Source organism: Dyella sp. M7H15-1, from assembly GCF_004114615.1.
Classification (GTDB): Bacteria; Pseudomonadota; Gammaproteobacteria; order Xanthomonadales; family Rhodanobacteraceae; genus Dyella_B.
This window is the reverse complement of the sequence record NZ_CP035300.1, coordinates 2,008,517-2,034,983: the sequence shown is the minus strand read 5'-3', so window position 1 is coordinate 2,034,983 and position 26,467 is coordinate 2,008,517. Positions and strand designations below refer to the sequence as shown.

Annotated in this window: 22 protein-coding genes and 1 pseudogene; 5 read left to right on the top strand and 18 right to left on the bottom strand. The window is 60.0% G+C overall.

Annotated features, from left to right (window positions below; all coding sequences use genetic code 11):
• Positions 1–4: 4 nt before the first annotated feature.
• Positions 5–114, bottom strand: a pseudogene (locus EO087_RS09495) (tRNA dihydrouridine synthase DusB); the annotation flags it as partial.
• A gap of 175 nt (positions 115–289) precedes the next feature.
• Here EO087_RS09495 and EO087_RS09490 point away from each other — a divergent pair.
• From EO087_RS09490 to EO087_RS09480, 3 genes are all read left to right on the top strand, one after another.
• Positions 290–2,236: a PAAR domain-containing protein gene (locus tag EO087_RS09490; protein ID WP_128898654.1), complete on the top strand. Its 1,947-nt coding sequence runs from the start codon at positions 290–292 to the stop codon at positions 2,234–2,236.
• Complete coding sequence (locus tag EO087_RS09485) at positions 2,236–2,889, top strand: DUF2931 family protein (protein ID WP_128898653.1); 654 nt, start codon at positions 2,236–2,238, stop codon at positions 2,887–2,889. The genes EO087_RS09490 and EO087_RS09485 overlap by 1 nt, the downstream gene beginning before the upstream one ends.
• Before the next feature lie 138 nt (positions 2,890–3,027).
• The gene (locus tag EO087_RS09480; protein ID WP_128898652.1) at positions 3,028–3,678 is read left to right on the top strand and encodes a DUF2931 family protein; all 651 of its coding nucleotides are present in this window, start codon (positions 3,028–3,030) and stop codon (positions 3,676–3,678) included.
• 110 nt (positions 3,679–3,788) lie between these two features.
• Here the strand turns inward: EO087_RS09480 and EO087_RS09475 are convergent, their stop codons facing one another.
• From EO087_RS09475 to polA, 8 genes are all read right to left on the bottom strand, one after another.
• On the bottom strand, positions 3,789–4,487 hold the full coding sequence (locus tag EO087_RS09475) for a response regulator (RefSeq protein ID WP_128898651.1): 699 nt from the start codon (positions 4,485–4,487) through the stop codon (positions 3,789–3,791).
• A complete protein-coding gene (locus EO087_RS09470; RefSeq protein ID WP_128898650.1) occupies positions 4,484–7,138 on the bottom strand; it encodes a sensor histidine kinase KdpD in 2,655 nt (884 codons plus the stop codon). Before EO087_RS09470 ends, EO087_RS09475 begins: the two co-directional genes overlap by 4 nt.
• A gap of 105 nt (positions 7,139–7,243) precedes the next feature.
• Positions 7,244–7,822, bottom strand: coding sequence for a potassium-transporting ATPase subunit KdpC (gene kdpC / locus EO087_RS09465; protein ID WP_128898649.1), 579 nt, complete (start codon positions 7,820–7,822; stop codon positions 7,244–7,246).
• Positions 7,823–7,832: 10 nt separating this feature from the next.
• On the bottom strand, positions 7,833–9,314 hold the full coding sequence (locus tag EO087_RS09460) for an outer membrane beta-barrel protein (RefSeq protein ID WP_128898648.1): 1,482 nt from the start codon (positions 9,312–9,314) through the stop codon (positions 7,833–7,835).
• 15 nt (positions 9,315–9,329) lie between these two features.
• Positions 9,330–11,402 (bottom strand): potassium-transporting ATPase subunit KdpB, encoded by a 2,073-nt coding sequence (gene kdpB, locus EO087_RS09455; protein WP_128898647.1) that lies wholly within the window; start codon positions 11,400–11,402, stop codon positions 9,330–9,332.
• 189 nt (positions 11,403–11,591) lie between these two features.
• Complete coding sequence (gene kdpA, locus EO087_RS09450; RefSeq protein ID WP_128898646.1) at positions 11,592–13,394, bottom strand: potassium-transporting ATPase subunit KdpA; 1,803 nt, start codon at positions 13,392–13,394, stop codon at positions 11,592–11,594.
• On the bottom strand, positions 13,391–13,483 hold the full coding sequence (gene kdpF, locus EO087_RS09445) for a K(+)-transporting ATPase subunit F (RefSeq protein WP_115496368.1): 93 nt from the start codon (positions 13,481–13,483) through the stop codon (positions 13,391–13,393). Before kdpF ends, kdpA begins: the two co-directional genes overlap by 4 nt.
• 519 nt (positions 13,484–14,002) lie before the next feature.
• Positions 14,003–16,768, bottom strand: a complete 2,766-nt coding sequence (gene polA / locus EO087_RS09440) for a DNA polymerase I (protein WP_128898645.1) — start codon at positions 16,766–16,768, stop codon at positions 14,003–14,005.
• 92 nt (positions 16,769–16,860) lie between these two features.
• On the opposite strand from polA, the gene EO087_RS09435 reads away from it, so the two are divergent.
• Positions 16,861–17,397: a DUF2782 domain-containing protein gene (locus EO087_RS09435; RefSeq protein WP_240669013.1), complete on the top strand. Its 537-nt coding sequence runs from the start codon at positions 16,861–16,863 to the stop codon at positions 17,395–17,397.
• A 175-nt stretch (positions 17,398–17,572) separates the two neighbouring features.
• Here EO087_RS09435 and purH read toward each other — a convergent pair whose 3' ends face one another.
• The 9 genes from purH to EO087_RS09390 all read right to left on the bottom strand — a co-directional run bounded on the left by purH (position 17,573) and on the right by EO087_RS09390 (position 25,153).
• On the bottom strand, positions 17,573–19,183 hold the full coding sequence (gene purH / locus EO087_RS09430; protein WP_128899879.1) for a bifunctional phosphoribosylaminoimidazolecarboxamide formyltransferase/IMP cyclohydrolase: 1,611 nt from the start codon (positions 19,181–19,183) through the stop codon (positions 17,573–17,575).
• 108 nt (positions 19,184–19,291) lie between these two features.
• Positions 19,292–19,579, bottom strand: a complete 288-nt coding sequence (locus EO087_RS09425; protein WP_128898644.1) for a helix-turn-helix domain-containing protein — start codon at positions 19,577–19,579, stop codon at positions 19,292–19,294.
• A 192-nt stretch (positions 19,580–19,771) separates the two neighbouring features.
• Positions 19,772–20,569, bottom strand: coding sequence for a zinc-ribbon and DUF3426 domain-containing protein (locus EO087_RS09420; protein ID WP_128898643.1), 798 nt, complete (start codon positions 20,567–20,569; stop codon positions 19,772–19,774).
• Between the two features lie 116 nt (positions 20,570–20,685).
• Positions 20,686–21,606, bottom strand: coding sequence for a 50S ribosomal protein L11 methyltransferase (gene prmA, locus EO087_RS09415; RefSeq protein WP_128898642.1), 921 nt, complete (start codon positions 21,604–21,606; stop codon positions 20,686–20,688).
• A 61-nt stretch (positions 21,607–21,667) separates the two neighbouring features.
• Positions 21,668–23,014, bottom strand: a complete 1,347-nt coding sequence (gene accC, locus EO087_RS09410; RefSeq protein WP_128898641.1) for an acetyl-CoA carboxylase biotin carboxylase subunit — start codon at positions 23,012–23,014, stop codon at positions 21,668–21,670.
• A gap of 55 nt (positions 23,015–23,069) precedes the next feature.
• Positions 23,070–23,393 (bottom strand): four helix bundle protein, encoded by a 324-nt coding sequence (locus tag EO087_RS09405; RefSeq protein WP_343132802.1) that lies wholly within the window; start codon positions 23,391–23,393, stop codon positions 23,070–23,072.
• A 70-nt stretch (positions 23,394–23,463) separates the two neighbouring features.
• The gene (gene accB / locus EO087_RS09400) at positions 23,464–23,931 is read right to left on the bottom strand and encodes an acetyl-CoA carboxylase biotin carboxyl carrier protein (RefSeq protein WP_128898639.1); all 468 of its coding nucleotides are present in this window, start codon (positions 23,929–23,931) and stop codon (positions 23,464–23,466) included.
• Positions 23,932–23,988: 57 nt separating this feature from the next.
• Entirely contained in the window at positions 23,989–24,459 is a 471-nt protein-coding gene (gene aroQ, locus EO087_RS09395) for a type II 3-dehydroquinate dehydratase (RefSeq protein ID WP_128898638.1), read from the bottom strand.
• Positions 24,460–24,607: 148 nt separating this feature from the next.
• The gene (locus EO087_RS09390; protein WP_128898637.1) at positions 24,608–25,153 is read right to left on the bottom strand and encodes a TlpA disulfide reductase family protein; all 546 of its coding nucleotides are present in this window, start codon (positions 25,151–25,153) and stop codon (positions 24,608–24,610) included.
• Between the two features lie 120 nt (positions 25,154–25,273).
• Between EO087_RS09390 and EO087_RS09385 the strand changes: the two genes are divergently transcribed.
• The gene (locus tag EO087_RS09385; RefSeq protein ID WP_128898636.1) at positions 25,274–26,464 is read left to right on the top strand and encodes an ATP-binding protein; all 1,191 of its coding nucleotides are present in this window, start codon (positions 25,274–25,276) and stop codon (positions 26,462–26,464) included.
• Positions 26,465–26,467: the final 3 nt, after the last annotated feature.

Here is a 26,467-nt window from a genome sequence, read left to right as displayed (position 1 = left end):
GCCCGGCAAGCCCCGCACCCAGCCGTTTGCACAGCAGGCGAAAGGGCTTGTCGGTGACACCGGCCATGGGGCCAGCACCACCGGCGGGTCGATGCGGTAGGGTCCGATCTGCACCGGACTATGGTAGCCGCGAATCGGTTTTTGCCTTTCTTGGCGAGGAAGGGCGAGCGCGGCAGCGCCGAATTCCACGAAAAAGCATTTCCCTACGAGGAAGCAAGCGGGATTCCGATGACTTCCTGGTGAGCGCAATATCTGCTTCCCATTGTCCAAACAGATATACGGAAGGGCCATGCGCAGGTTCTATCACATCGTTGAGGGCGACCCGCTCGACAACGGCCATGACAGCCAAGTCATGCGAGGATCACCCGAGTGCCGGATCGAAGGCCCGGATCAACGGATGCGCAATCAAGCCTTTCTCGGGCACAGCGCATGGTGCGGTGTATGCAAAATCGCAGGGAAAATAGCAGCCGGCCCTGGCACTCCGGGGTTCAATCTGCGCATGTACGACGACACCATTCAGGCGCACGAAGCCGTGGAAGGCGATATCGTCTTGTGCAATTGCGAGCGCCCACCAAAACTGGTGGCCGTGTATGGGCGCATCTCATCCATCTGGGACAATAGCGGTGACGCCGACTCGGTGAGCGGGTTTGTCCAGGCCGCCTTCGAGGCACCCATGGCAGTGCCACCCGCGCGCCCTTCTGCCGGACCGCCGCCGCCGGAACAGGAGATGGAGAGAGAAAAGGCGGCCGAACGCCGCTGTACGCTGCGCATCGGCGTGTTCTTCGATGGCACCCTCAACAACGCCGGCAACACCGACCTGTCCACGCAATGCCGTGCTTCCACCGGCAGTGCGCTGGGGCAGAGCGCGCAGGAGCAGGCGGCGATTGCCGATCACTGCCAGTCGTATATGGCCGATGCCGGCAGCAGTTACGGCGGGGGATATACCAATGTGTGGCGGTTGTACAACCTGTATCAGGACAGTACGAAAGAGCCGTTGATTGAGGGCCAGCGGGAATATTTCATCCCTATCTACGTCGAAGGCATCGGCACCGTCACCGGTGAGCGCGACGATCTGCTGGGCATGGGCTTCGGCATTGGAGGCACGGGTATTCTGGCCAAGGTGGAGCAGACGTTAGTACAAGCCATTCCAAACGCCGTCAAACGCTTCGCTGAGCTTGAACCAAGTTTGTCCATCGACGCACTGGAATTCGACGTATTCGGCTTCAGTCGTGGCGCCGCGGCAGCGCGCCATTTCGTCAACCAGATCCACCACGCACAGCCCAGCCCATTAGCGCAAAAGCTGCCGGCCACCCAGGCTAGGCTGGCCCAGGGCTTCGATGCCAGCAAGGACATTCGCGTCGGTTTCGTGGGACTGTTCGACACTGTCGTTGCGCACGCCAGCCTGGCAGACGGTTTCAATGTGCGCAGTGGCCGCAGCGACCCGATCAACGTCGCCCTGCCAGCCGGCTGCGCCCGCCAGGTGGTGCAACTGACCGCGCGCGATGAACACCGTGCCAACTTCATGCTCACCACCGTCGCGCCGCAACACCGCGAAATCGCCTTGCCAGGCGTCCATTCGGACATCGGCGGCGGCTATCGTGACATGCACGAAGGCCCGTTGATGCTGATCAAGCCACTGCGCAGCGTGGAAACACCGATAGAAATCAACGGCCGTAGCTATCGGCCGCTCCCCGAACACACCCGCGCCTGGCAACAGGCGCAGGCCGAACGCTCACGCTGGAAAGCGCGCCTGGGCGACATCGAAGACCGCTGTCTGACGACCAACGCCTGGATCGAGATGGAACAGGCGCCCCCCGCCCATGGCAGCGTGGTGCGGACGCGTCAACCGGTCGCCTACGCCACCTTGGGGCTGGATCGACCGATCGACTGGCGCTACCAGTTGATCCCGCTGCGGGTGATGTACAAGCTGGCTGAAGAAGCGGGCGTTCCGTTGGATGCCATTGATGACAGTGAGCCCGCCTATGCGTTGCCACCAGAGTTGATGTCCATCTCCGTCAAGCTTCTGGCAGGCCAGCCACTTCTCCAGGACGAAGAAACGCTGTTAGCCCGTGCCTATCTGCATCAATCCGCCAACTGGAATCTCGGTAAAGCAAGCGAAGGCTCGGATTATCGCGGCGGTCGCACCATCGACCTGCTCTACATCAACCGGCCGGAACCACCCGCCAAAGGCAGCGATACAAGTCAGCGCGTAGTGCTGCCCAACGAGAATCGCTGATGCTCAAGTATCTGTTCGCCTCGCTTGTGCTGTTGCTGAATGGTTGCGCATTGGCTCAACACGCATCGCATAATGGTTTGCCTTACGACAGTTGGTATCTAGGTTTTCAAGCACCGGATCGCATGGAAGTATGGCTGGAAACAGCCGATATTGAGGACACGCAGGGACGTTTTTATTTCGGCATGATGCAGGGCACTGTTTCGCTAGCCCGCTATGGTGATCCGGAAGGATGGGGAAGCAAGATTCCCTCTGGAAAAGGCCGAGACATCTACAACGCCGGCTTGCCCAAGCGTATCTACGTGCGCTGGCAGTCGCTGGTGGAACCGCAAACGTACAGCGCGATCATTGACGTTCCCGAGTCGGTGCGCCGCATGATGCTGACCAAGGTGCAATCGGTACTCAATGCAAAGGAATACGATTATCGAAGCGACTTAAGCATCGGTCTTGCTCCGGGCGGATGGATCAAGGTGTGGGTAAAGAGTCCAGCCAGTCACGCGGTGGAAGTGCTTTGCACCCGCGGATATGTCGAGCCGAAGGGGCCGTATCAAGGACAATCCCAAGGCAAATACCGCCCCATGTCACCGGAAATCGCCAAATACATGAGCGGTCACCCTCCGCTACCCTACGATTCCTGGAAATGCCCAGGCATGTAGTGCCTTGTGAGAAAGGAAGGTGAGTTGAAATTCTCGCGGCCACCGCACCATCGATTGGCTCTGCATCAACCGCCCGGAACCACCCGCCAATGGCAGCGATACCAGCCTGCGCGTAGTGCTACCCAACGAGGATCGCTGATGTTCAAGTATCTGTTGTCTTCGCTGGTGCTGTTGCTGAGCGGTTGCGCACTGGCGCAGCATGCATCGCGCAACGGCTTGCCTTACGAAAGTTGGTATTTAGGTTTTCGCGCACCAGCTCGCATGGAGGTATGGCTAGAGACGGCCGATATTGAAGACACGCAGGGACGCTTTTATTTCGGCATGATGCAAGGCATCGTTTCGCTGGCTTATCGTGGCGATCCGGAAGGCTGGGGCACGCGGATCAGTTCAGGATCGGGTCGAGACATCTACAACGCCGGCTTGCCCAAGCGCATCTACGTGCGCTGGCAATCGCTGGTGGAACCGCAAACGTACAGCGCGATTATCGACATTCCAGAAACCGTGCGACAGCAGATGCTAAGCAAGGCTCCTTCGATACTGGTGGCAGACCGTTACGACTATCAACGATTCCTGAGCATTGGCCTTGCGCCCGGGGGATGGATCAAGGTGTGGGTCATGGGCACTACCAGCGAACCGGTGGAAGTGCTTTGCACTCGCGCGCACATCGAGCCGAAGGGGTCATATCAAGGGGAATACAACGGGGAATACGTAAAGCTGGATCCGCAAGTCAGAGAGTACCTCAAGACACACTCCATCCCTTACGACTCCTGGAAATGCCCAGGCATGTAACCGCCGTGATGAAAACAGGAGGTTTGGGTCATCGCAGTGACATCGCCATCAACGGGATGTGCGTCAATCGGCTGGAACTACCCGCCAAAGGCAGCGATACCAGCATGTTTTTATCCGCCGCCCGGCAAGAATCGATAACCCACGCCAGGTTCGGTTCTCAGCCATCTCGGCGTCGCCGGATCATCACCAAGTTTCTGCCGCAATTTGCCCAGCACGATGCGCAGGTAGTGCGTGTCCTGCACATGCGTGCCGCCCCATATCTCGCGCAATAGCTGTTGCTGACTCACCACGCGTCCGGCGTGACGCACCAGCATGGTGAGCACAGCGTATTCCTTGCGAGTCAGCGAAAGCGGTGCACCATCCAGCGTAACTTCGCGCAAGCCAAGATCGATGTGCAAGCGTTCGTCTTCGTAGCGTGGCGGTGCTTCGGTGCCAACCACGCGATTGCGCAACAAGGCGCGCAGACGAGCCATCAATTCTTGGATACCGAACGGTTTGGTCATGTAATCGTTCGCGCCGGCATCGAGCGCCTTCACTTTTTCCTGCTCGCTATCGCGTACCGACAGCATCAATACGGGCACCTGGGTCCACTGGCGCAGCTCGGCCAGCACGTCGTGCCCTTCACGATCGGGCAGGCCGATATCCAGAATCACTACATCGGGGTTGCGCGTCGCGGCCAGTGCCAGACCGTCGGCGGCGTTGCCTGCGAGCAGCACGTCATAACCTTCGGCGCGCAGGCCGATATCGAGAAACTTGCGGATCTGCGTCTCGTCGTCAATGACTAGAGCGCATGGATGGGCGGCAGTCATGGTTTAGGGGTGGGCAAGGGCAGACTGATGCGAATGGTGGTACCAACGCCTTCGCCGGGCAAGGCTTCTACGCTGCCGCCGTGGGCGCCGATCATGCCTCGGCAGATCGCCAGCCCCAGACCGGTGCCTTGCGGGGCGCGGTCGCCACGCGCGACGGAGTAGAACATGTCGAAGATGCGTGCACGTTCTTCTTCGGGAATGCCGGGGCCGCGATCCACCACGTCGATAAACAGTCGGTCACCTGCTACGCGCACGATCACGCGCACCGCATCGCCTGGTGGGGAGAAGCGTGCAGCATTTTCCAGGATGTTGAACAGTGCCTGCTCGATCAATGCCGGATGCACGAACAGCAGCACCGTTTCGTTCGGCAGGATCGTATCCACCCGCAGTTCGGGAAATAGCTTGCGCAAGCGCGTGATCGCCGAAGCGATGATTTCAGCGGCATCCGTCCAGTCGCGATTGAGTTTCAACGTACCGTGGCCGAGCCGTGTCATGTCCAGCAGATTCTGGATATAGCGGTCCAGCCGCTGGCCTTCACCAAGAATGGCGTCGAGCAGTTCCTGGCGCTCGTCCACTGGCAACTGCCCCCAGTAGCTGGATAGTGTGCCCGCCGAGCCGATCATGGAAGCGAGCGGTGAGCGCAGATCGTGCGACACGGAAGAGAGCAGGGCATTGCGCAGACGCTCGGTTTCGCCCTGCACGCGCGCGCCTTCAAGCTCGGAAGCCAGTCGCGCACGCTCCAGCGCCTGGCCGATATCCTGCACCATGGCGAGCGCGAGGCTGCGTCGATCGATATCCGGCGAGATGCCGTTTTCAAAGCGCAAAGCGGCTACGCCAAGATGACGATCATCGGTACCCAACGGCAATATCCAGCAACGCGCCGCGTTGAGCGTGTCGGTAAAGCGCCCGGCGGGCTCGGTGTGTTGTTCGCACCACTCCGCAGCGGCCATATCCTGCGTGGTCAAGCTCAGCGTGCGCGAACTGTTGGCGGTTACTTGCAGGTGATGTTCCACATCGCGCGACAGAATCGCCGCTTCGCAGCGCAAGCCATGGGCGAGTGCCGCAGCGCCAACCTCGTGCACGGTGTCCGCATCCGGGCTCGAGGCCAGTCGCTGGCCCAGGGTCAATAGCGTATGCGAATAGTCATGGGCCGCACGCAATGACTCCACCTGGCTGGCCAGTCGTGTGGCAAGCCGGCTGCAGATGAGCGCAACCAGCAAGAACAAGGTCACTGCCAGCACGTCGTCTGGATTGGAAATGGCCAGTGTGTAACGTGGCGGTACGAAGAAGAAGTTGTAGCCGATAAAACAGAGTATTGCGGTGTAGACCGCAACCGCCATGCGCGTGCGCACCGCGACCGTCATGACCGCGGTAAGAAAAATCAGCGCAAGGTTGGCGACCGAAAGATAACGGTCGGCGATAAACGCCAATCCGATCGCTGCGGCAATCACGACGGTGGCGAACACATATTCGTCTCGTCGCCCATGCGCAGGCATCAGGTGTAGGCGCTTGCGTGCGCGTATCCGTTCCGTCGGCGTTGCGATGATCGTCAATTCGAGATGCGCACCGCGACGCAGCAGTTGTTGTGTCAGCGAACGGCCCAGCATGCGTGCCAGCACGCGCTCACGCGTACGGCCGAGAATGATCTGACCGACGCCTTCGCGATCAGCATGCACCAGCAGTTCATCTGCAATGGCATGGCCGCGCAGTACAGTGGCATCACCGCCGAGTCGACGCGCCAGGCGCATCGCCGTGTCGATACGTTCGCGCCGGGTATGATCCAGCGCGACACCGGTATCGACAAAGACCACACTCCAAGGCGCACCACGTCGTTCTGCAATGCGCCTGGCAATGCGTACCAGGTACTCGCTTTGCGCATGACCGTCGATCGCCGCCATCACGCGGCGTCGCACCGGCATGGCACTGCCGCGGGCCAGCATGTGTTCGCGCAGATCGTTGTCGACATGGCCTGCCATCGTATCCACGGCGAGTTCGCGCAACGCGCCGAGGTTGGTGGGCGAGAAGAACGCATCCAGCGCGGCGGCAGCCGTTTCCGGCACATAGACCTTGCCCTGCCGTAGGCGGCCAATCAGCTCGCGCGGGGGCAGGTCGACCAGCACGATATCGCGAGCGCGGTCGAGGAAGGCATCCGGCACTGTCTCACGCACGGTAATGCCGGTGATGCGCCGCACCTGGTCGTTGAGGCTTTCCAAATGCTGGACGTTGAGCGCGGTGTAAACCTTGATACCGGCATCCAGCAACTCGGCAATATCCTGCCAGCGTCGTTCATGGCGACTGCCCGGGATATTGCGATGAGCTAGCTCATCGACCAGCAGAGTCGCCGGTTTGCGCGCCAGCGCTGCGTCCACGTCGAACTCGGTGAAATCGCGTCCCTGGTAATTCAGGGTAAGGCGCGGCAGGACTTCCAAACCTTCAAGCAAGGCGGCGGTTTCGGCGCGACCATGGGTTTCCACCAGTCCCACCACCACATCCACGCCCTGGCGTTTGAGTTCGCGCGCAGCCGAGAGCATGGCGTAGGTTTTGCCCACGCCAGGTGCGGCACCGAGGAAAATCTTCAGGCGACGATTGCTGTCTTCCTGCACGACATCGAGCAGGGCATCGGCACGCGCGTCACGGGAGGCTTCGGTCATGGCCATGGCATCTTACGTAAGTTGGGGTGCAAACCCCAACATCGGGTTGTATGTGCGTATGGCAATGTTGGGGTTTGCACCCCAACCTACGAAGAATCGCGAACATCACTTCGCCTGCAACTTGTCCAGCGCCAAATTCAGTTGCAACACATTCACCCGTGGCTCGCCTAGCAAACCAAGCTGGCGCCCTTGCGTATGTTTCGCTACCAACCGTTGCACCTGATCCACGCTCAACTTGCGTGCACGTGCCACGCGGGCAATTTGATACTGCGTCGCGGCCGGGCTGATTTCCGGATCAAGGCCGCTGCCCGAAGCCGTGACCAAGTCAGTCGGCACCGCAGTATTGTTACTTGGGTCTGCCTTATGCAGCGCATCGATCCGGTGCTGCACGGCATCGTGCAGCGCCGGATTGGTCGGCCCCAGGTTGGATCCGTTGGAAGCTGTGCCGTTATACGGCTGTGGCGTCGTGGCAGACGGACGACCCCAGAAATACTTGGGGTCGTCGAAGCTCTGGCCGATTAGCTCCGAGCCGATCGGCTTGCCGTCGCGCATGATCAGGCTGCCATTGGCCTGGTGCGGGAACAGCACCTGCGCCACCCCAGTGACGACCAGTGGATAGGCCACGCCGGTGATGGCGGTCATCACCAGCAGCATGGAAAGGGCATTGCGAATCAACCGGCTCATGATTGTCACCTCAGTAGTGCAGGATCGCGTCGATCAACGCGGTCACCTGATAGTTTTTCTTGCCGCCGTTGTAGGCGGGGAAATCGTAGGCGCGCTCGTAGCGGAGCTCCGGCCGGATCTCCAGATCCTGCGTGACCCAATGCGTCAGGCCGATGGTGTGGCTGGAATAACGCGTGGCGAACCCGGTGCGCTGCCCCTGCTTGTCATCGTAAAACTCGTTGCGGATCGAGATCATGTTGTTGGGATTCAACTCGATGTTGAAATAGTTCACGACGCCGTAGGCCGGATTGTTGCCAATAGGGAAGTTCGGAGCTTGGCCCAGCGGATAGCCAGGCACGCCCATGGGCGCACCGGGCTGGTCCTTCACGTAGATGTAGTAAGCCTCGGTCAGCATATGGACGCGGTGGCTGAAGCGATGGCCCCACGTGGTGACGAATTCCTGCAGGTTGTTATAGGTCTGCTTGTCGTTGTTGTAAGACTCGACACAGGGATAGAGCATGTCGTTGTTAGACGCAGATACCCAGCGCACGCACGCTTGCAGGCTGGCGCGGCTGGAGCTGTTCCAGGGCGCCGAGTCGTCGCCGCCATGTATGCCAAGCTGCAGCGTCCATCGGTTGTTGAGTTTGGTGGTGGTGATGATGCCGACGTTGGTGTATGCGTCCGCCGTGTACAGGATGGAGTGCGTCAACAGGTAGTTTTCCGGCGAGAACTGCGCTTCGATATCCGGCAGGGACAGATAACGCCCGGCCGTGATCTGCATGCCCTGGGCGATCCAGGGAATATACAGATCGACATACCAGATCATTGGATCGTCACCGTAGACTTTGCCGGGCAACGGCTGATTGACGCTGGAGTTGTTCAACAACTGATTACTGAAAACACCCTTCATCGTGGTGTAGTGGTAATCGTAGCCCCACAAATTATCGAAATGGAAACCCCAGTCGATGTGATCGGTCTGCACCGTGTCGGGCAAACGTTCGATGCGGAACAGGAACTGGTCAAACTCCACGCGATTCGGGCGTGTTGCGTACGACAACGGATAGTTGGTGAAGCTGGACGAGCTGATGTTGGCGGACGGATTGATCCAGCCGTACATCTCGATGCGGTTGAGCTGCATCCATTGGCCGAACTTGGTGCAACCCAGCGCTTTTTCCAGCGGATATGGGGAGTTCGTATCCGGCACCCCGATCGGTTCATCCACGCCGCCGAGCTGCCATTCGGAATTCGGGAACGGCGGCGAATCAAACGGCGAATCCATGCCGCGACGTGCCGGTGCAGGGGCATTCGGATCGGACGGTTGCGCGTCTTCACGATAGGCGGCCATCAGGCGGGTAAAAAAACCATGGGTGCAATCACCGCTTAGCGTGGCGGCCGGTGAAGCAGGCAGGCTGCTGGTCGGCATAGTGCTGACGTTGGTCGATTGCGCCAGTACCTGCGACATGGGGCCGACGGTCAGCAGGATCGATGTGACAAGAGCCTTCTTGGAAAACATACCTTCCTTATCTCCTCAAGCGAGTCCAAACAGGACCAGCAGCATGTCGATCAGCTTGATACCGATGAACGGCACCACGATGCCGCCCAGGCCATAAATCAGCAGGTTCCGGCGCAGCAGCGCACCGGCACCGAGCGCGCGGTATTTCACGCCCTTCAATGCCAATGGAATGAGAAAGATGATGATCAGCGCGTTGAAGATCACTGCCGACAGAATGGCACTCTGCGGTGTGGCTAGCTTCATCACGTTCAGCGCATTGAGGGCCGGGTAGGTGGTGGCGAAGGCTGCCGGGATGATGGCGAAGTACTTGGCCACGTCATTGGCAATCGAGAACGTGGTCAGCGAACCGCGCGTGATCAGCATTTGTTTGCCGATCTCCACCACCTCGATCAGCTTGGTCGGGTTGGAATCGAGATCGACCATGTTGCCGGCTTCTTTCGCCGCCTGTGTACCGGTATTCATCGCTACCGCTACGTCGGCCTGGGCCAGTGCCGGCGCATCGTTGGTGCCGTCGCCGCACATCGCTACCAGGCGGCTTTCGCCCTGCATCGTGCGGATCAATTTGAGCTTGGCTTCGGGAGTGGCTTCGGCCAGGAAATCGTCCACGCCTGCTTCGGCGGCAATCGCGGCGGCGGTGAGCGGGTTGTCGCCGGTCACCATCACCGTCTTGATACCCATGCGGCGCAGCTCGGCGAAACGCTCCTTGATGCCGCCCTTGACGATGTCCTTCAGCTCGATCACACCCAGTGCACGATCGCCTTCGGTGACGATCAGCGGCGTGGCGCCACGGCGAGCGATGTCTTCGGCCATGCGCTTGACCGCCGGCGGCAGATGGCTGCCAAGGCTGGTCAGATAGCGCTCCACCGCATCCAGTGCGCCCTTGCGGATACGGCGCTCGCCCATGTCCACACCACTCATACGCGTCTGCGCAGTAAACGGTACGAATTCAGCGTGCAGCGATTGCAGATCGCGTCCGCGCAGGCCGAACTTCTCCTTGGCCAGCACCACCACGCTGCGGCCTTCCGGCGTTTCGTCGGCCAGCGAGGCCAACTGTGCGGTATCGGCCAGGGTGTGTTCTTCGATGCCCGGCGCTGCATGAAACGCGACAGCCTGGCGGTTGCCGAGGGTGATGGTGCCGGTCTTGTCCAGCAACAGCACGTCCACGTCACCGGCGGCTTCCACCGCGCGACCGGACGTGGCGATCACGTTGGCGCGGATCATGCGGTCCATGCCGGCAATACCAATCGCCGACAACAAGGCACCAATCGTGGTGGGAATCAGGCATACCAGCAGCGCGACCAGCACGGTCAGCGTGATCGGATTGCCCTTGCCGGCCACCTGCACGCTGTAAATCGAATACGGCAGCAGGGTGGCGCAGGCGAGCAGGAAGATCAGGGTGAATTTGGCCAGCAGAATGGTCAGCGCGATTTCGTTCGGCGTCTTGCGCCGCGCCGCGCCTTCCACCATCGCGATCATGCGATCCAGAAAGCTTTCGCCCGGGTTCTGCGTGATCTTGACCACCAGCCAATCCGACAGCACGCGGGTGCCGCCGGTAACGGCGCTACGGTCTCCGCCGGACTCGCGAATCACCGGCGCGGATTCACCCGTGATCGCACTTTCGTCCACGCTGGCGGCGCCGATCACCACCTCGCCGTCGCCGGGAATCTGCTCGTTCGCTTCTACCAGCACGACGTTGCCGGCGCGCAATTCGTTGGAAGGCACGAAGGTGATTTCAGCATCGCGCTTGGCTTCGGCCAGCTTCTTGGCGATCACGTCCTTGCGCGTGCTGCGCAGGGCTGCCGCTTGCGCCTTACCGCGGCCTTCCGCCAGCGCTTCGGCGAAGTTGGCAAACAACAACGTAAACCACAGCCAGATACTGACCAGGAAGATGAAGGCGGTGGGCGCTTCGCCGTGACCGGTCAACGCCTGAATCCACAGCAAGGTGGTCAGCACGCTGCACACGAACACCACGAACATCACCGGATTGCGAAATTGCATGCGCGGCGACAGCTTGCGAAAAGCGTCCGCGACGGCCTTCAGAATCAAGGTCCGGTCGAAAGTGCGGACAGCGTGGGCATGGGAAGTCATTAGTGAACTCCAGGTTTTGCTTTTGCTCCCTCTCCCCTCCGGGGAGAGGGTCGGGGTGAGGGGCAAGCCTCGCGTGATCTATCTATTGGCAAGAAGTAAGCATTGGGGTCCAACGAGGTTTCGTTGTTTCCCACAAGCCCTACCCCTCACCCCAACCCTCTCCCCAGAGGGGAGAGGGAGTGAAAAAACTTAGTGCGCGGACATCAGGAACTCGGCAATCGGGCCGAGTGCCAGCGCGGGCAGAAAGGTAAGTGCGCCGACGATGATCACTACGCTTGCCAGTAGGGTGACGAACAGTGGCGTGTGGGTTGGCAAGGTGCCTGCCGATTCGGGAACATGCTTCTTTGCCGCCAGCGAACCAGCCAGCGCCAGCATCGCGATCGCCAGGGTGTAGCGCGACAGGAACATGCACACGCCGAGCAACACGTTCCAGAACGGCACATTGGCGGAAAGACCCGCGAACGCGCTGCCGTTGTTGTTGGTCGCCGAACTCACTGCGTAGAGAATTTCGCTGAAGCCGTGCGCCCCGGGGTTGCCGACCGCCGCCGTACCGGCAGGAACCAGCACTGCAATGGCCGTGCAGATCACCACCAGTGCGCAGGGAATCAGCACGGCCAGACTGGCCATCTTCATCTCGTGCGCCTCGATCTTCTTGCCGATGTATTCCGGCGTACGCCCCACCATCAGGCCGGCGATGAACACCGCCACCACGGCGAAGGCAAGCATGCCGTACAGGCCCGAACCCACACCGCCGAAGACCACCTCGCCGAGCTGGATCAACCACATCGGCACCAGGCCGCCAAGCGAGGTGAGCGAATCGTGCATATTGTTCACGGCACCGCAGGATGCACCGGTGGTGATCGCCGTAAACAGCGTGCTGGCCACGATACCGAAGCGCGTTTCCTTACCTTCCATATTGCCGCCCGGCTGCAAGGCCGACGCGTGCTGATCAACCATCAAGCCGTGCATGATCGGGTTGCCGGCCTGCTCTGCGGCGGTCACACCCATCGTCAACGGGATGAAGATCACCAGCATGGTGGCGAGAATCGCCCAGCCCTGCCGGCGATCGTCCACCATGTCGCCGAAGGTGATGCACAGGCCACCGGGAATCAGGAAGATCGCCAGCATCTCCAGGAAGTTGGAGAACGGCGTGGGATTCTCGTACGGATGCGCCGAGTTCGCGTTGAAGAAACCGCCACCGTTGGTACCCAGCATCTTGATCCCCACCTGCGAGGCCGTCGGCCCCATCGGCAACGTTTGCGAGGTGAGCTGTGCCGGTTTGGTGACGGGGTTGCCTGACGCATCCTTGACGGGGTTACCAGCCGCGTCGGTCACCGGGTTGGCATAGGTGGTGGTCTGCATCACCGGCACATCGACATACGACTTGAAGTTCTGGATCACACCCTGCGACACCAGCAGCAGGGCCAGCACGAAGGAAATCGGTATCAGCACATACAGCGTGGTGCGCGTCAGGTCGACCCAGAAATTACCGATAAGCTGGGTCGTTTTACGCACAAAGCCACGGATCACGGCGATCGCCACGGCAATGCCGCAAGCGGCGGACATGAAGTTCTGCACCGCCAGACCCATCATCTGGGTCAGGTAGCTCAGCGAGGACTCGCCCGAGTACGCCTGCCAATTGGTGTTGGTGATGAAGCTGATCGCCGTGTTGATGGACAGGTCCGGGGCGACGGCCGGGAAGTGCTGGGGATTCAGCGGCAGCCACTGCTGCACTCGCTGCAGCAGGTACACCATCAACATGCCACACACGTTGAACAGCAGCATGGCGAGCGCATAACGTTTCCAGCCCATGTCTTCCCTAGCGTCCACGCCGCAAAGACGATAGATAAACCGCTCCACGCCACCACCTAGCCGGGTGATGCGATGGGGTTGATCGGCATACACGTGCGCCATGTAGCTGCCCATCGGTTTGATGAGCAGCAGGAGGACGACCAGATAAATGCCAATCTGGATAAAGTCGTTGGCAGTCATTCGAACCACTCCGGTTTCAACAGCGCCACACACAAATAGACCGTCAGCGCCACTGCGATCACGGCGGCCAGTCCGTAGAAGAAGTTCATGGGATTTGCTCCGCTAAGACGAGCTTGAAGAGAGCTGTGTGGCTGGGTCGCGTGCCGTTAGCTATGCGATCCCAGCCGGTCGCAGAGCAACAGAAAGCCCAGCGTGGCAGCAGCCAACACGAAGCTGAAAAGTAGGTAGATAACGTCCATCATCGTCACTCAGTGCCTCACAGCTACGTACTCTAGGCACCGACGCATAAGAAGCGGGTAGCGAAAAAGCCGGTCCGCGTATAGAACGCGTAAAAAGAAAAAGCCCCGAGAACTAGGGGGAGTTCTCGGGGCTGGTGGAAGCGGAGCCCAGGGGAGAGGTCCGATTCCGGATGGCAACCCAGGGAGGTGGGCGCCGGGGATGCCGTTGCGTGCATCCGAAACGTTGGAGTGCGGGCAAGAGCGAAAAGTTGCGCGAGCGGGTATAAAAATTCGGAATTGGTCAGCCGCGATTCATCTGCGTGACAACGCCCCATGACCTTCGGCATACAGACGTCCAAATGGATCGACGTCGTCGGAAGAATGCCCTGATCAATGCGCCTCGTCCCAATTCTTGCCGACACCGATATCCACGATCAGCGGCACGTGCAAGGTGGCCGCGCCGGACATGCGCTCTCTCACGGCCTCGCGCACGCTGTCGACGGCACCGGCGCGTACTTCGAACACGAGTTCGTCGTGCACCTGCATCAGCATGTGCGCATCGTCGCGGTCCTTGAGCCACGCGGCGACGGTGATCATGGCGCGCTTGATGATGTCCGCCGCGGTGCCTTGCATTGGCGCATTGACGGCGGCGCGTTCGGCGCCGGCGCGCAATGCCTGATTGCGGGCACTCAAGTTTTCCAGATACAAGCGGCGGCCGAAGAGTGTTTCCACGTAGCCGTCACGATGCGCACGTTCGCGCGTGGTCTCCATAAAGGCATGCACGCCGGGATAGCGCGAGAAATAGCGCGCCATGTAATCGCTGGCCTCGCCGCGATCCACGCCGAGCTGGCGCGCCAGGCCGAATGCGCTCATGCCGTACATCAGGCCGAAGTTGATGGCCTTGGCCGCGCGGCGCTGATTGCTGGTGACATCTTTGGGATCAAGGCCGAACACCTCCGCTGCGGTGGCGCGATGAATGTCGCCGCCTTCCTGGAAGGCGCGCACCAAACCCTCGTCGCCCGAGAGATGCGCCATGATGCGTAGCTCGATCTGTGAGTAGTCGGCGGCCATCACCAGCCAATCCTTCGGCGCGATAAAGGCTTGGCGAATGCGTCGGCCTTCCTCGGTGCGCACCGGGATGTTTTGTAGGTTGGGATCGTTGGAAGAGATGCGTCCGGTTGCGACGGCGCCCTGGTGATAGCTGGTGTGCACGCGGCCATCGCGCGGATTGACCATCTCCGCCAGCTTCTCCGTATAGGTTGAGCGCAGCTTGGCCAGACCGCGGTATTCCAGGATCAGGCGAGGCAGGGGATGGTCGTCGGCGATGGCGTCCAGCGCCTCTTCGTTGGTGGATGGTTGCCCGGTCGGTGTTTTCAGTTTCGCCGGCAAGCCAAGTTCGTCAAACAGAATCGCTTGCAGTTGTTTGGGCGAGTCCAGATTGAATTCGCGTCCTGCCGATTTCCATGCTTCCTGCTGCAATTCGAGCATGCGCTTGCCGAGTTGCTGGCTTTGTTTGCGCAGTTCGTTCACGTCGATCAATACGCCGTGCTGTTCCATGCCGGCCAGCACCGGCACCAGCGGAATTTCGATATCTTCGTAAACCTTAAGCAGCTTCGGTTCGCTTTCCAGCAGCGGCCATAACGCGCGATGCAAGCGCAAGGTGATATCCGCATCTTCGGCGGCGTAGCGGCAGGCAGTGTCCAGATCGACTTGCGAAAAGGAAATCTGCTTGGCGCCCTTGCCGGCGACTTCCTCGTATTTCACGGTCTCGTAGCCGAGGTATTTGCGGGCCAGCGAATCCATGTCGTGGCGCGTGGCGGTCGCATTCCACACATAGGATTCGAGCATGGTGTCATGCTTCAGCCCCTGCACCACGATGCCGTAATGCGACAGGATGTTCATGTCGTACTTGGCGTGTTGGCCGACCTTGGGGCGTTTGGGGTCTTCGAAGATGGGTTTCAGTGCTGCCAGCACTTTGTCGCGCGACAGTTGCGTGGGGGCGCCGGGATAGTCGTGGCCTAGCGGGATATAGCAGGCATGGCCTGGCTGGACCGACAGGCTCAGACCGACGATATCCGCCTGCATCGAATCAAGGCTGGTGGTTTCGGTGTCGAAAGCGATAAGGAGTGCGTCGTGCAGGCGCGATATCCATTGATCGAACCTCGCTTCGGTGATAACGAGTTCGTATTGAGCGGGACTCGGGACTCGGGACTCGGGACTAGCAAGAGCTGAAGATCCTGGAACCCCTTCGCGGGGTGGCGGAGATGGCGCGGCTTTTTCGAGTCCCGAGTCCCGAGTCCCGAGTCCCGCTCCTTCCCCCTCCAACTCCTTCAACCCCGCCTTGAATTCGTAGCGCGTGAACAATTCGCGCAGCGCATTCGTATCGCGCTCATGCAGCGTGAGTTGCTCGACTGTCTTTTCCAGAGTCACGTCGGTTTTGATGGTGACCAGTTCGCGCGACAACGGCAATTCCGGCAGTGCCTCTCGCAGATATTCACCGATTTTGCCGCTGATCTTGTCCGCGTTGGCGATCACGCCATCCAGCGAACCATATTCGGCCAGCCATTTCGCGGCGGTCTTGGGGCCGCACTTGTTGACACCCGGCACGTTGTCGACGGTATCGCCGGTAAGGCTGAGGAAGTCGATGATCTGCTCTGGCTTCACGCCGAATTTTTCCACTACGCCGGCCGTATCCATGATGGTGTTGGTCATTGTGTTGACCAGGGTGATGCCGGGGCGCACGAGCTGGGCGAGATCCTTGTCGCCGGTGGAGATGAGTACGTCGATGCCTTGCTCATGGGCTTGTTTGGCGAGCGTACCGATGACGTCATCCGCTTCCACGGCACTGACGCGCAGGATTGGAAAGCCCAACGCTCTGACAATCGCTAGCATCGGCTCGATCTGCGCCCGCAGTTCATTGGGCATCGGTGGCCGATTGGCCTTGTACTTGTCATACAGCACGTTGCGGAATGTTGGCCCCGAGGCGTCGCTGACAAAAGCCACGTAGTCGGGTTTGGCCTTGAGTATGGAGCGCAGCATGTTGACCACGCCGAACAAGGCGCCGGTAGGCTCGCCTTGCGAATTGCTCAATGGCGGTAGCGCATGAAAGGCGCGAAACAGATAGGAGGAGCCGTCGATAAGCGTAAGGTTTGGCATCCTTGTATTCTTGCACGGTCGCGACCGGGGCTGGTTCACAGGCAGGTGCGTCCAGCGCTGTTATTATTCAAACCCCCAACGAGGTCATCGACATGAAATACGCTGCCTGTCTTTACGCCTTGGCTATCCTGGCTGCCTCGCCGGTCTTTGCGCAGACCTCTTCGTCCTCGTCAGCGGCCCCTCATTTCGCTCCGGCCCCGCCGCCGCCTGGCATGAACGATCCGGGTGTGAATCCGGCAACGGCCCCGCCGGTCGAAGCCGCCACCATGGCCGAACCGGCAACCAGCCCCGCCGAGCTTAAACCCAGCCATCTCCCCGGCAAGCCGATCCCGATGCCGAAGATGCCGGGTACGCCAGCGAACAAGGACGCAAAGGGTCATTCGGTGCCGGACGTGCAAGTACGCCAGGAAGGTGACAACACCATCCAGGAATACCGCGAGAACGGCAAGGTCTACATGGTGGTGGTGACGCCCAAGTTCGGTCCGCAGCAGATCTACAACGTGGACCCGGATGGCAAGATTCTGGACCAAAACGGCCAGCCTCCCATCAAGCCCGTGATGTACAAGATCATGCAATGGGGAGGCAGTAAACCGGCCTCGGCCTCGTCGTCGGAAGATAGCGGATCCTGATTCAATGCCGTGATAGAACCTGTCTGATGACGTGTGTGGTGCTGGCGCGGCGTTATGCACAACGCCGCGAGAGGCTCGTGCTTGCCGAGTCGCTTGAATGATTCGTAGGTTGGGATGCAAACCCCAACTCTGTCATGTCGATGACGATGGTGACGTTGGGGTTTGCACCCCTACGTCAATGACGGAAATGGCGCATGCCGGTAAACACCATGGCCATGTCGTGCTCATCGGCAGCGGCAATCACTTCCGCGTCGCGCATGGAGCCGCCTGGCTGGATCACCGCGCAAATGCCTGCTGCGGCGGCGGCATCGATACCGTCGCGGAACGGGAAGAAGGCGTCGGACGCCATCACCGAACCACGTACTTCCAGTTTTTCATCCGCTGCTTTGATACCGGCTATGCGCGCGCTGTAGACGCGGCTCATCTGGCCGGCACCGATGCCGATGGTCTGGCGATCGCGGGCGTAGACGATGGCGTTGCTCTTGACGTACTTGGCTACCTTCCAGGCAAAGATCAGATCGTTGATCTCCACCTCAGTCGGTGCGCGGCGCGTGACGATTTTCAGGTCGTCGGTGGTAACCATGCCGCGGTCGGCCGTCTGGATCAGCAGGCCCGAGCCGACACGGCGTGAATCATTGCCCGGATGTGCCTGGCTCAGATCATTGCTGGCCGGCGATGGGATCACCAATACGCGCACATTGCCCTTCTTCGCGAAGGCTTTCAGTGCATCATCCGCATAGCCCGGCGCCAGCACGACTTCCACGAACTGACGCTCGACGATAGCGCGCGCTGTCGTGCCATCCACATCACGATTAAAGGCGATGATGCCGCCGAAGGCCGAGGTGGGGTCGGTTTGATAGGCGAGATCGTAAGCACGGCCGATGCCATCGAGGCTTACCGCGACGCCGCACGGATTGGCGTGTTTGACGATCGAGCAGGCCGGTTTGCTGAAGCTGCGCACGCATTCCCACGCAGCGTCGGAATCGGCGATGTTGTTGAACGATAGCTCCTTGCCTTGCAACTGGCGAAACGTGGCGAGCGTGCCTGGCGCCGGATACAGATCGCGATAGAACGCCGCTTGCTGATGCGGATTTTCGCCGTAGCGCAGATCCATCAGCTTCACGAAGCGACCATTAGCCTGACCTGGGAATGCATCGCGACTGGCAATGGCATCCTGCGCGTCATTGAGATGCAGACCCGACAGGTAATCGCTGATGGCGCCGTCGTAGTTGGATACGCGATTGAAGGCAGCGACGGCAAGCTTGAAGCGTGTTGCTCGGCTCAAGCCACCGTGCTGCTCGATGGCGGCTAGAGTTTCCTCATATTGGTCGGGCGAGGTCAGTACGCCGACATCGCTCCAGTTCTTGGCTGCGGAACGCAGCATGGCCGGGCCGCCGATATCGATGTTCTCGATGGCTTGCTCCAGCGTGCAATCGGGTTTGGCGACGGTGGCTTCGAACGGATAAAGGTTCAGCACCAGCAGGTCGATCGGAGCGATATCCAGTTCGGCCATGATTTTGTCATCGATACCGCGACGGCCCAGCAAACCACCGTGAACCTTGGGGTGCAAGGTCTTGACGCGACCGTCCATGATTTCGGGAAAGTCGGTGAGCTCGCTGACATCCTTGACTGCAATGCCCGCTTCGCGCAGAGCCTTGGCGCTGCCGCCAGTAGAGAGCAGTTCTACCTTGGCGGCGGCCAGGCGGCGTCCCAGTTCAATCAGCCCGGTTTTGTCCGAAACGCTGATCAGGGCGCGGCGGATGGGGGTGACGGTAGGTGCGGACATGGCGGCTTCCAGTGCTTTGAAGCCGAACAGTATAGCGCGGCCGGCCATGCTTGGCTGGGTTTTGGGGCAGGTTGTTTGGACGTCTAAACGACGTGCAGAACCGAAGCGTCAGAGCAGGCCGTGGGCCGCAAGCTTCTTGCGCAAGGTAGCGCGATTGATGCCGAGCACAGTTGCTGCGCGGCTCTGGTTGCCATCGTGAAATGCCAGTACTTCACGCAGTAGCGGACCTTCGACTTCACGAGTCACCAGTGCGTGCAGACCTTCGTCACATGACGTGTCGCCGATGTCCGCAAGATAGCGGCGTACGGTGCGGCTGACGCATTCACTCAGTGCGCTCTGCGACGAGGTTTCACGAGCGGCCTCGTTGACAGGCAGTCTGACGGCGTTCAAGGACATTTCCCCTCACGTACTCTCGCAACGGCTGCAGTGGCCGTTGCCATGTTTATGGCAGTTACCGCTTTCGCGGCGGGTCGGCAGTCGCGCTTTACTTTTACGCGAGGGATCGAGTGTACTCGCGACGGGCGACAAAATTAAGAGCCTTCGGGCAAGAAAAATCATAAGGCTATGCCGAACAGGCACTAAGCGGGTCTATTCAAAACCCAGTTCAAAGGCGACGGCTTGATGACCCGGATCCTCTACCTCAAAGACCAAAGCTGTGCTAGCACCGGGGGCAAGTCCGCGACGCAATGCGTCGGTGTCATCGAGGTATTCGTACGGATTCAAGCGACGCATGGCAATGACTTTGCCATTGCCATCGGAAAGGTGAATAACGACAACAGGCCATGGCTGCGTAAAGCCTGCATCGTTGCGCAGCGTCGCACTGATAAGCAGGGCGCCGGGAACGGTGGGGTGCGATTGCACGTCGCGTGCCAACAAGCGCAGCTTGTCGAGATCGCGTACGGGTGGCAGTTGACATGGCAGTGCGGTACATGCCTGTTGCAGCAGGGGGCCGACGGTAGCGTCAGCAATCAGGCTATCGCGCAAGGCCCACGCAAGCTGTGCGAGCAGGCCGAGTAGCAAAAGCGTGCAAGCTATGATCCACGGCCAGCGGTGCGGCTTGTTGATGCGTTGATCGCAGGCAAAACGTGGCGTAACGACGAGATTGGCGAATTCGTCGCGCAGGGGCTGCAATGTTTCTTCCGACGTAGCCGTTTCCGGCGACGTCGGTTGTGGCCGATACACCACCCGCCCGACTGTCGGGGGCTCCACGCTGGGCTCATGCGAGGGAAGCTCGGCAAACGGTTCCGGCGGCAAGTGATCAGCCAGTGTGCTGATGCAATCAAAGCTTGCACTGCAATGTCCGCACATGACAAAGCCGTGTGCCTGCGCGAGCGTGCGCGCATCCACTGAAAATACGGACAGGCATTCGGGGCATTGTGTATACATGTGGCTTTTGCGTTCGCCTCCTCCCTTGGGGGAGAGGATTGAGGTGAGGGGTCGGGGCTTGCACCAAGCGATATCGGAGCGTACTTCGAATCACCGTTGACGCACGATTGCGTCCCTTACCCCAGCCCCTTCCCGAAGGGGATAGGGCGTCGTTGCCCGCTGATGCGGATCCAGTCTTCACGCGTATCCACGCGCAGTGCATCGAACCATTCGCCATAACAGGCAAGCAGTTCATCCTGCTGGCCTTGCAGAATACCGGAGATAGCAAACGGTGCTCCGGGTTTTGTGGTTGCGGCAAACGTGGGCGCCAGTTCGCCTAAAGGCCCGGCAAGAATGTTGGCGATGAAAACATCGGCCGGTTCGTCGGCGAAATCTTCGGGCAAGAACAGCGTCAGCCGCTCGGCGACGTTATTGCGCTCGGCGTTGTCGGCCGATGCGGTGAGTGCCTGCGGATCGTTGTCCACGCCCACTGCACAGGCGGCGCCAAGCTTGAGCGCCGCAATGGCCAGGATGCCCGAGCCGCAGCCGTAGTCGATCACGTGCTTGCCGGCCAGGTCGAGGCCATCGAGCCATTCCAGGCATAGTGCTGTGGTCGGGTGCGTGCCGCTGCCGAAGGCCAGGCCCGGGTCAAGGCGGACGACGACACTGTCGTCCTCGGGCGGCTCGATGTTCCATGGATAGATCCACAGTCGGCGACCGAACAGCATCGGCTTGAACTGGTCCATCCACGCGCGTTCCCAGTCCTCGTCGGCAACATCGCGGAAGCTAAGCTGATCGGGCTCCAGCCAGGGCAGCCGTTCGCTCAGTGTTTTGGCGAGACCACGCCGGTCGGTATCGGCGTCGAACAATGCATTCAGGGTGATCGTCGGCCACAACGGCAGTTCACCCACGCCGGGCTCAAAGATGGCCTGTTCGTCAGGTGTTTCCGCGTCGGCATCCTGGAGTGTGATCGAGAGCGCACCCAAATCGTCCAGTGCTTCTTCCACGCGAGGTTGTTGTTCGGCGCGGGCGATCAGGGAGAGTTCGAGCCAGGGCATCGGCGTTCCGTAGGGTGGGGTGAGAAGCGCGTTGCCTTAATGGCCGCTGTGCGGATGTTCCTTAATGCTCCGCCATGCGCTTTTCCAGATAGTGGATGTTCTGTCCACCTTGCTGGAATCCGACGTCGTTCATGATGCGCTGCTGCAGCGGAATATTGCATTTGACGCCTTCGATCACCGTTTCGGCCAGCGCCAGGCGCATGCGTGCAATCGCTGTTTCGCGATCTGGGCCGTGCACGATCAATTTGCCGATCATCGAGTCGTAGTTTGGCGGAATCTTGTAGCCGTCATACAAGTGCGTATCTACGCGCACGCCGGGGCCGCCTGGTGCTTCGAAACGCTTCACCGTGCCCGGCGAGGGCATGAAGGTCTCGGGATCTTCCGCATTGATGCGGCATTCGATCGCATGCCCGTGGATCTTGATGTCTTCCTGTCGAATCGAGAGCTTTTCGCCGGCGGCGACCAGCAACTGCTCGCGTACCAGATCCACGCCCGTGATCCATTCCGTCACGGGATGCTCCACCTGGATACGCGTGTTCATTTCGATGAAGTAGAACTGGTCGTTTTCGAACAGGAATTCGAACGTGCCCGCGCCGCGATAACCGATGCGTAGGCAGGCATCCACGCACACCTTGCCTATCTGTGCGCGCAGTTCGGGTGTAACGCCTGGTGCGGGTGCTTCTTCCACCACCTTCTGGTGGCGACGTTGCATCGAGCAATCGCGTTCGCCCAGATGGATGGCATTACCCTGGCCGTCGGCAAGCACTTGGATTTCCACATGACGCGGATTCTCCAGGAATTTTTCCATGTACACCTGATCGTTGCCGAAGGCTGCTTTGGCCTCCTGCTTGGTCATGGTGATGGCATTGCTTAGATGCGCTTCGGTGCGCACCACGCGCATGCCGCGGCCGCCGCCGCCGCCAGATGCTTTGATGATTACGGGATAGCCGATCTCGCGCGCAATGTGCATGCTCTCTTCGACATCGTCGCCGAGTGGCCCGCCCGAGCCGGGCACGCATGGCACACCTGCGGATTTCATCGCGCGAATGGCCTCGACCTTGTCGCCCATCATGCGAATCACGTCGGCCGTCGGGCCAATGAAGATGAAGCCGGATTGTTCCACTTGCTCAGCAAAATCCGCGCGCTCGGCAAGAAAGCCGTAGCCCGGATGAATCGCATTGGCGTCGGTGATTTCCGCGGCCGCGATGATGCGCGGAATATTGAGATAACTGTCGGTCGAGGGTGCAGGGCCAATGCAGATGGCTTCATCGGCAAGACCCACGTGCTTGAGATTGCGATCTGCCGTGGAGTGCACTGCGACAGTTCTGATTCCAAGACTGTTGCATGCGCGAAGTATGCGTAGTGCTATTTCGCCGCGATTGGCAATGAGGACTTTTTCTAGCTTCATGGGAATAGGTCGCCGGGAATCGTAAATCGGGAATCGCAAATCGGAAAAAGCCGTGTCATCGGGCGGATCCTCGTGCTTGGAGCGAATTCATCAGGCCGGTCAGCATGGAAAAGACATCGTCAATGTGCTCATCGATATCGGCTGAAGGTTTGATATAACCAAGTCGGGTGGCGATACGCCATTGAGTGTCAAGTTCAGAAAGTGATCCACGCGAGATGGAAAGGAATCGGAGGAGTTCAGGGGTCGAGCGGCGTGCGGCGCCTTCGGCTATGTTCGAAGGGACGCTAACTGCTGCGCGGCGTATCTGCGCAGTCAGTCCAAACCTTTCAGCATCCGGGAACTTCGAGGAACACGCATAAATGAGTTCGACGAGAGCCATCGCCCTTTGCCAAACGTCCAAGCCTTCGTGGGGACGCTTTAACGATTCCCGATTCACGATTCCCAGCTTTTCAGGCGATCACGAACATCGGTTGATCGAATTCCACCGGTTGGCCGTTATCGATCAGGATCGCTTGCACGGTGCCACCGACATCGGCTTCGATCTGGTTGAACATCTTCATCGCTTCGATGATGCCAAGCGTCTCACCGGCCTTCACTTGCTGGCCCACATTCACGAAGGCTGGGGCGCCCGGGCTGGCCGAGGCATAGAAGGTGCCGACCATCGGCGCCTTGACCACGTGACCGGCTGGCAGGTTGTTGGCGACCTGGTCGGCGACGAGTGCTGCGGCAGGGGTCACGACCGGAGTGACGACTGCTGGGGCCGGAGCATGCACGGCAGTCGGTGCAGCAGCGACGGTGACGCTGCCCTTGGGGACGCGCGACAGGCGGACGACTTCCTCGCCTTCTTTGATTTCCAGTTCGGCGAGGTTGGACTCCTCGAGCAGGTCGATCAGTTTTTTGATCTTGCGCAGATCCATAGGTCTTGCCTTCTCAGGGTTTGGGGGCCGCAGCTTGGGTGGCCGGAAGGTGAAAGATTAAGGGGTGCGGGTGAACTGGCCGGCCTGCTTTGCTTCAAGCTTGGTCAGGGTGATATCTAGTGCCAGGCGATAGCTGTCGCTGCCAAAGCCGCAGATCACACCCATCGCCAGGTCGGACAGGTAGGAGTGGCGGCGGAACGGCTCGCGGGCGTGCACGTTGCTCATGTGTAGCTCGATAAATGGAATGGCTACCGCGGCCAGGGCATCGCGCAGGGCAACGCTGGTGTGGGTAAAGGCACCCGGATTGATCAGGATGTAGGAAATCTGTTCGTCGCGAGCCTGATGGATGCGCCCGATCAGCTCATGCTCGGCATTGGACTGGTACCAGTCCAGCGCGTGCCCAGCCGCTTGTGCGTGTTGCGCCAGCCGATGGTTGATATCAGCGAGTGTGTCCCGGCCGTAGATCTCCGGTTCGCGCACGCCAAGCAAGTTGAGATTGGGTCCGTGCAGGACCAGCAGCTTCGCCATGATGGACTCCAGGCCGCCCCCGGGCGCCTCAGAACGCGCGCAGTGTGCGCTCTGTCGAGGATGTTGTCCAGTTCGACGTAGTTCGGCGATGTTTGAAGGAGAAGCGCGAGCTGAACCGTGCGTGGGCGTATGCAATCCGAAAGCCGCTTCACAGCGCGACTGCGGGTGATAGCCACCTGGCGAGCAATGCATGGTCGAGCGGGCCACGGTGAGTGGCGAGTACGTGGCCCTGTTCGTCCAGCAACACGCTGAAAGGTAACACCTCGTCGGTGTCGCCGAAGCGAAGAGAGGTGCTGGGCGTATCCAGTTGGCCGATCAGGATCGGGTAATCAACCGGATGGCTGGCAAGGAAGGCCTGTACGCGGGTCGGCGCATCCATGGCAATACCCAGCACGATTGCTCCCTGATCGCGGAATTTGTGCTGGGCAGCGTCCAGCTCAGGCATCTCGGCCAAACAAGGAGCGCACCAGCTTGCCCAGAAGTTGATCAGTACGCGCTTGCCCTGGAATTCCGATAGTCGGTGCTCCTTGCCGTGGAGGTCCAGCAGCGCCAGGTCCGGGCGAAGATCGCCGACGTTCGCGACATGAACCCCAGTCGGAGCGCGTGTCGGATGGTTTTGGCGCTGCAGCCAGCCACCGGCAATGGCGGCGAGCAAGGCTAGGGAGAGGATCAGGAGATGGGTGCGGCTGAGCATGCGTAGATCGCGTCCTAGGTGGCTTCCTGTAGGGGATGGCTTTGCGTCGAGCCGGGGATGTGTAGGAAGTTTATAGTCTCATCTGTATACTCGCGTAAACTCGCCATACAATTTTAGTCAGTGGACAAGAACCGCAATCCTTTCTCGCCCGGAGCCGGCACGCCGCCGCCTGAGCTGGCCGGCCGCTCCGCCTTGCTCGACCAGGCTGAGTTGTTGCTCCATCGGACCAAGCAAGGGCGATACGAAAAAAGCCTGCTGATGGTCGGCCTGCGCGGTGTGGGCAAAACCGTTCTGCTGAACCGTATCCGTGCCACGGCTGAAAACACAGGCTACGTGGCTATCTACATCGAAGTCCACGAGAACAAGACGCTGCCCGCACTGCTTGCGCCGAAACTGCGACAGGCGCTGTTGACCATGGACATGATGGGGCGAGTAAGCACGCAGGTGAAACGCGGTCTGCGCGTACTGCGCAGCTTTCTTGGCAACGTCAAGGTAAAAGCAGGCGACATCGAAATCAGCCTTGACGTCGACCCGGAAGTTGGAACTGGGGACAGTGGTGACCTCGAACACGATCTGCCGGATTTGATCGAGGCGCTAGGCGAAGCGGGTGCCGATCGCGGCACGCCTGTCGTGCTCATCATGGATGAGTTGCAGTACCTCAGAGAGACAGAGCTTAGTGCGCTGATCATGGCGATGCACAGAGTGTCGCAGCATCAATTGCCGGTCGCGTTCATTGGCGCCGGTTTGCCTCAGTTAGTCGGTTTGGCGGGCAAATCGAAATCCTACGCGGAACGTTTATTCGATTACCCACCTATTGATGCCCTGGACGCGGACGCGGCAACAGATGCCCTGCAAGGGCCGGTGCAACGCGAGAACGCAGCGTTTACCGCTGACGCCATCGACGAGATTCGGCGCGTCACCAAAGGCTATGCCTACTTCCTGCAGGAATGGGGTTATCAGGCTTGGAATGTGTCCAATGGTCCGATGATTGATCTTGACGACGTGCGCGAGGCGACCTTGCGTGCCATACGGCGACTGGATACCGGCTTTTTTCGAGTGCGCTTCGACCGCACGACGCCCGCGGAAAAAAACTATATGCGTGCACTGGCCGAGCTTGGGTCTGGTCCACAGCGCTCTGGCGACATTGCGGACATGCTCGGTGTGAAAGTGCAGAGTATCGGGCCGGTGCGCAATGGCCTCATCAAGAAAGGCATGATCTACAGCCCAGCGCATGGGGATACGGAATTTACCGTGCCGCTGTTCGATGAGTACATGAAGCGCACGGTTCCATGGCCTAAACCAAAGTCATAGAGC

Bases quoted from the DNA above. Each gene is read 5' to 3' on its own strand.
- EO087_RS09490 (WP_128898654.1), top strand. From the start codon at position 290: ATGCGCAGGTTCTATCACATCGTTGAGGGCGACCCGCTCGACAACGGC.
- EO087_RS09485 (WP_128898653.1), top strand. From the start codon at position 2,236: ATGCTCAAGTATCTGTTCGCCTCGCTTGTGCTGTTGCTGAATGGTTGC.
- EO087_RS09480 (WP_128898652.1), top strand. From the start codon at position 3,028: ATGTTCAAGTATCTGTTGTCTTCGCTGGTGCTGTTGCTGAGCGGTTGC.
- EO087_RS09475 (WP_128898651.1), bottom strand. From the start codon at position 4,487: ATGACTGCCGCCCATCCATGCGCTCTAGTCATTGACGACGAGACGCAG.
- EO087_RS09470 (WP_128898650.1), bottom strand. From the start codon at position 7,138: ATGACCGAAGCCTCCCGTGACGCGCGTGCCGATGCCCTGCTCGATGTC.
- kdpC (WP_128898649.1), bottom strand. From the start codon at position 7,822: ATGAGCCGGTTGATTCGCAATGCCCTTTCCATGCTGCTGGTGATGACC.
- EO087_RS09460 (WP_128898648.1), bottom strand. From the start codon at position 9,314: ATGTTTTCCAAGAAGGCTCTTGTCACATCGATCCTGCTGACCGTCGGC.
- kdpB (WP_128898647.1), bottom strand. From the start codon at position 11,402: ATGACTTCCCATGCCCACGCTGTCCGCACTTTCGACCGGACCTTGATT.
- kdpA (WP_128898646.1), bottom strand. From the start codon at position 13,394: ATGACTGCCAACGACTTTATCCAGATTGGCATTTATCTGGTCGTCCTC.
- kdpF (WP_115496368.1), bottom strand. From the start codon at position 13,483: ATGAACTTCTTCTACGGACTGGCCGCCGTGATCGCAGTGGCGCTGACG.
- polA (WP_128898645.1), bottom strand. From the start codon at position 16,768: ATGCCAAACCTTACGCTTATCGACGGCTCCTCCTATCTGTTTCGCGCC.
- EO087_RS09435 (WP_240669013.1), top strand. From the start codon at position 16,861: ATGAAATACGCTGCCTGTCTTTACGCCTTGGCTATCCTGGCTGCCTCG.
- purH (WP_128899879.1), bottom strand. From the start codon at position 19,183: ATGTCCGCACCTACCGTCACCCCCATCCGCCGCGCCCTGATCAGCGTT.
- EO087_RS09425 (WP_128898644.1), bottom strand. From the start codon at position 19,579: ATGTCCTTGAACGCCGTCAGACTGCCTGTCAACGAGGCCGCTCGTGAA.
- EO087_RS09420 (WP_128898643.1), bottom strand. From the start codon at position 20,569: ATGTATACACAATGCCCCGAATGCCTGTCCGTATTTTCAGTGGATGCG.
- prmA (WP_128898642.1), bottom strand. From the start codon at position 21,606: ATGCCCTGGCTCGAACTCTCCCTGATCGCCCGCGCCGAACAACAACCT.
- accC (WP_128898641.1), bottom strand. From the start codon at position 23,014: ATGAAGCTAGAAAAAGTCCTCATTGCCAATCGCGGCGAAATAGCACTA.
- EO087_RS09405 (WP_343132802.1), bottom strand. From the start codon at position 23,393: ATGGCTCTCGTCGAACTCATTTATGCGTGTTCCTCGAAGTTCCCGGAT.
- accB (WP_128898639.1), bottom strand. From the start codon at position 23,931: ATGGATCTGCGCAAGATCAAAAAACTGATCGACCTGCTCGAGGAGTCC.
- aroQ (WP_128898638.1), bottom strand. From the start codon at position 24,459: ATGGCGAAGCTGCTGGTCCTGCACGGACCCAATCTCAACTTGCTTGGC.
- EO087_RS09390 (WP_128898637.1), bottom strand. From the start codon at position 25,153: ATGCTCAGCCGCACCCATCTCCTGATCCTCTCCCTAGCCTTGCTCGCC.